This is a genomic window from Azospirillum sp. B506 (assembly GCF_000333595.1).
In the GTDB taxonomy this organism is placed as follows: Bacteria; Pseudomonadota; Alphaproteobacteria; order Azospirillales; family Azospirillaceae; genus Azospirillum.
The window spans coordinates 1-3,862 of the sequence record NZ_BADK01000977.1; the positions used below are offsets into that span (position 1 = coordinate 1).

Sequence of the window (3,862 nt, forward strand, 5' to 3'; positions counted from 1 at the left end):
AGCACCTGTTCTACGCGCTGGCTACCGCCGACACCGGGCCGCTCGCCAAGGCGCTGGAGGTGACGAAGCCGCGTCCGGCCACCGCCCAATGGGGCACCTTCCTGCGCAACCATGACGAGCTGGATTTGGGCCGGCTGACCGAGGAGCAGCGGCAGGCGGTCTTCGCCGCCTTCGGTCCGGACAAGTCCATGCAGCTCTACGACCGCGGCATCCGGCGGCGGCTGGCGCCGATGCTGCACGCCGACCGGCGGCGGATCGAGCTGGCCTACAGCCTGATGTTCACCCTGCCGGGGACGCCGGTCATCCGCTATGGCGACGAGATCGGCATGGGCGACGACCTGTCGCTGCCCGAACGCAACTGTGCCCGCACGCCGATGCAGTGGTCGGACGAGCCGCATGGCGGCTTCACCAAGTCCGACGATCCGGAAAGCCCGGTGATCAGCGGCGGCGTCTTCGGCTATGAGCGAATCAACGCCGCCATCCAGCGCCGCGATCCGGAATCGTTGCTGAACTGGACCGAGCGCATCATCCGCATGCGCAAGGAGTGTCCGGAGATCGGCTGGGGCGACTTCCGGATTTTGAAGACCGGCCGGCCGGAGGTGCTGGCCCTGCGCTATGACTGGCGCAACAACGGTGTGGTCGTCCTGCACAACCTTTCGGACAAGCCCTGCGAGATCGCCCTCGACGTGGATGGCCATGGCGAGGGCTGCCGGCTGGTCAACCTTCTGTCGGAGGACCACAGCGAACCCGATGCCGAGGGCCGCCACCATCTGGTGATGGAGGCCTATGGCTATCGCTGGTTCCGGGTCGGCGGGCTCGACTATCTGCTGCGGCGGACGGAGGCGGACGGCAAGCCCGGGCGAGGATATTTAGGCGACGTCCAGCCGGGACGGGGCATCCTCGTCGTCCCGGTCATAAGCGGCCCGGGCCTCCAACATCTGCGCGATGTGGGTTTCGGCCACACCCGCAGGGGCACCAGCGTTTTCGCCAAGGTGGCGCCCAGCGGCGTGAGGGAGTATTCGACGGTGACCGGCAAGGTGGCGAAAGCCTTGCGGCCGACCAGCCCGGTCGCGCTCAGGGTTTTCAGGGTCTGCGACAGCATCTTCTGCGAGATGCCCTCGATCTCACGGCGCAGCTGGTTGAAGCGCATCGGTCCGCTTTCCAGCAATCCCAGGATCAGCACTGTCCATTTGTCGGCGATGCGGTCCAGCGCCTGCCGCGTCGGGCAGGCCGAGGCATAGGCGTCGGGCAGCTGATCCATCTCCGACGGCCGCTTGCCGCCCAGCCCCAGCAGGGTCCTGTCCATCCGCATCCACTCCCAGGCGGGCCACCCGTCCATTATTCCCGGCGGTTACGCGCGGGTGACCATGTCACGAAAAGGTGCCTTCTTTACACCAGATTCCCAAAGAGGCATCAAGTCACCATTGGAAACCCAGTCAGAGGACACCCGTCATGAACGTCGCCATCATCGGTGCCGCCGGCCGCGCCGGCAGCCGCATCCAGGCCGAACTGCTCCGCCGCGGCCACAGCGTGACCGCCATCGTCCGCACCCCCGCCAAGGTCGCCGCCACCCCCGGCCTGACGGTGAAGGCCGGCGACGCCAACAAGGCGGAAACGCTCGCGCCGCTGCTGGCCGGGCATGACGCGGTGGTCAGCGCCGTGATGTTCCTGGACAGTGATGCCGAGAGCCTGATCGCTGCGGCGAAGGCGTCGGGCGTGCCGCGCTATCTGGTGGTCGGCGGCGCCGGCAGCCTGGAGGTCGCGCCGGGCCTGCGCGTTCTCGACCTGCCGGAATTCCCCGAGATCTACAAGGCCGAGGCCACCAAGGGCGCCGAGTTCCTCGACCGCCTGAAGGCCGAACCGACCCTGAACTGGACCTTCCTGTCGCCGTCCGCCGAGTTCGTGCTGGGTGAACGGACGGGCAAGTTCCGGGTGGGGGCCGATGGGTTGCTGGCGGACGAGAGCGGCCGCAGCTGGATTTCGTACGAGGACTTCGCCGTGGCGCTGGTCGACGAGATCGAGACGCCGAAGCATGAGCGCAAGCGGTTTACTGTGGGGTACTGAGGCTGGGTCGTCAGAGGCGGAGCGTCGGCAGGGGCGCCAGTGTGGCGAGCCCCTGCCGACGCACCGCCTCGGCCTTCGACCGTCAAACGCTCTTGGCGCCGGCTGCCCAGTGTTCGGGAAAGCCGGCCGCCCGGATCGCCGGGTTGGACGTCTGAATGTCAAACGCCGCTACCCGATGACGATCAAACGGATCTTCCGCGATCATCGTCTCTATTGCCGGACGATCCTCCGCCTGGGCGAGGATGAAGCCGCCATCGCCGTTCTGCAGAGGGCCGGCGACGATGATGGGCCCGGACCTGATGTGCCGCATCAGCCAGTCCTTGTGGCCGTCGAGATGCTCTTTGACCTCTTCGGGCGGACGACTATAGGAAAACCGTGATCGAGAACAGCATGGTTCGAACTCCGATTGTGTGTGTGGTCAAGCGGCGGCGGGGTGCAGCCCGGCGACGACACCGGCAATTGCCGCCCTGGCGCGCTCAAGACCTTCCGAGCGTACGGTTTCGCCCTTCGAGGCGCCCTCGGCCCTGACGACATGGACGTCGGCGATGCCGAGAAATCCGAAGAAGGCGCGGAGATAGCTTTCCTGGAAATCCATGCGGGCCAGCGGCCCGTCCGCATAGAAGCCGCCGCGGGCCGAAGCGACGATGACCTGCTTGCCGCCCGACAGGCCCACCGGGCCTTTTTCCGTATATTTGAAGGTCCGCCCGGCCTGGGCGATCCGGTCCATCCAGGCCTTCAACTGGCTGGGCACCGAGAAATTGTACATTGGGGCGCCGATCACCAGGATGTCGCTCGCCAGGAATTCGGCCACCAGCGCTTCCGAAACGCCGTGTTCCGTCACGGTGGCGTCATCGAAATCACCGAACCCGGTCGGACGGAAGCCGGCGGCGATGGCGCCGTCCAGATGCCGGATTTCGGTTTCCACCAGGTCGCGGCGGCTCACCTCCGCCGCCGGATGGTGGGCGAGGATCTCGGCGACCACGGCGGCGGACAGAATCCGGGTCAGCGAGCCGCTGCCCAGAATGCTGGAGTCGATGTGCAGGATCTTCATGTTGAACTCGCTGTGTTGGGAGAATTGTCGAAGTCGCGTCGTTACCGGGCCGTTTCCCTGGCGGCCCGATCGATCAACCGGGCCACTTGGTCGGGATGGGACAGCAGGGACATGTGGCTGGAGGCGATGGAGACGGTTCTGGCGCCGATATGCTGGGCGATGGCCTGCTGTACCTTGGGTGGAAGCGCCCGATCCTCTGTCGTCCGCAGGTACCAGCTCGGCTTCCCGTGCCAAGCGGCATTCTGGATTTTGTCCGCGAAGCCGGCGGCGGCGATGGGCTGCTGGACCGAGGCCAGGGCGCGTGCCCGGGCCGGCGGCAGGTCGGCCGCCATGACCTGATGGAAGGTCTCGGCATCGTCCAACCAGATCAGGCCATCCGTGTCCGGCGTGAAGCCGGCCATCGGCGCACCCAGCCTTCGCAGCAGATCGGCAACCGACTCTCCGCTGTCGGGCGCCAGGGCGGAAAGATAGACCAGGCCTTTGACATTGGCCGCGTTTCCGGCTTGGGTGATGACCGCGCCGCCCCAGGAATGACCGACCAGCAGCACGCCGCCGGTCTGCCGACGCAGGACCCTTTCGGTGGCGGACACGTCGTCGGCGAGCGAGGTCAACGGGTTCTGCACGGCGGTGACATGGTAGCCCATCGCCTGCAGCCGGGAGATCACCGATGACCAGCTGGAGCCGTCGGCGAAGGCGCCATGAACCAGCACGATGCTGCGCAGGGTGGGGCTGCCGGANGCCGANGCG

At 66.8% G+C, this 3,862-nt stretch carries 4 protein-coding genes and 2 pseudogenes; 2 read left to right on the top strand and 4 right to left on the bottom strand.

Annotated elements, in window-relative coordinates:
- Positions 1–533: 533 nt before the first annotated feature.
- Positions 534–746 (top strand): annotated as a pseudogene (locus I71_RS40305) (trehalose synthase); the annotation flags it as partial.
- A gap of 74 nt (positions 747–820) precedes the next feature.
- Here I71_RS40305 and I71_RS40910 read toward each other — a convergent pair.
- Positions 821–1,339 (bottom strand): helix-turn-helix domain-containing protein, encoded by a 519-nt coding sequence (locus tag I71_RS40910; RefSeq protein WP_307189038.1) that lies wholly within the window; start codon positions 1,337–1,339, stop codon positions 821–823.
- Positions 1,340–1,452: 113 nt separating this feature from the next.
- On the opposite strand from I71_RS40910, the gene I71_RS30140 reads away from it, so the two are divergent.
- Positions 1,453–2,064: an NAD(P)-dependent oxidoreductase gene (locus I71_RS30140; RefSeq protein WP_042703062.1), complete on the top strand. Its 612-nt coding sequence runs from the start codon at positions 1,453–1,455 to the stop codon at positions 2,062–2,064.
- Positions 2,065–2,146: 82 nt separating this feature from the next.
- On the opposite strand, the pseudogene I71_RS30145 reads toward I71_RS30140, so the two are convergent.
- The 3 genes and pseudogenes from I71_RS30145 to I71_RS30155 form a co-directional block, all read right to left on the bottom strand.
- Positions 2,147–2,419 (bottom strand): annotated as a pseudogene (locus I71_RS30145) (YciI family protein); the annotation flags it as partial.
- A 63-nt stretch (positions 2,420–2,482) separates the two neighbouring features.
- The gene (locus tag I71_RS30150) at positions 2,483–3,115 is read right to left on the bottom strand and encodes an FMN-dependent NADH-azoreductase (RefSeq protein ID WP_042703064.1); all 633 of its coding nucleotides are present in this window, start codon (positions 3,113–3,115) and stop codon (positions 2,483–2,485) included.
- 41 nt (positions 3,116–3,156) lie between these two features.
- Positions 3,157–3,825 carry an alpha/beta fold hydrolase gene (locus I71_RS30155; protein WP_244434147.1) on the bottom strand — a complete coding sequence of 223 codons (669 nt, stop codon included), beginning with the start codon at positions 3,823–3,825 and terminating at the stop codon, positions 3,157–3,159.
- Positions 3,826–3,862 lie beyond the last annotated feature (37 nt).

Excerpts from the sequence above, each read along its gene's own strand:
- I71_RS40910 (WP_307189038.1), bottom strand. The coding sequence starts at position 1,339 with ATGGACGGGTGGCCCGCCTGGGAGTGGATGCGGATGGACAGGACCCTG.
- I71_RS30140 (WP_042703062.1), top strand. The coding sequence starts at position 1,453 with ATGAACGTCGCCATCATCGGTGCCGCCGGCCGCGCCGGCAGCCGCATC.
- I71_RS30150 (WP_042703064.1), bottom strand. The coding sequence starts at position 3,115 with ATGAAGATCCTGCACATCGACTCCAGCATTCTGGGCAGCGGCTCGCTG.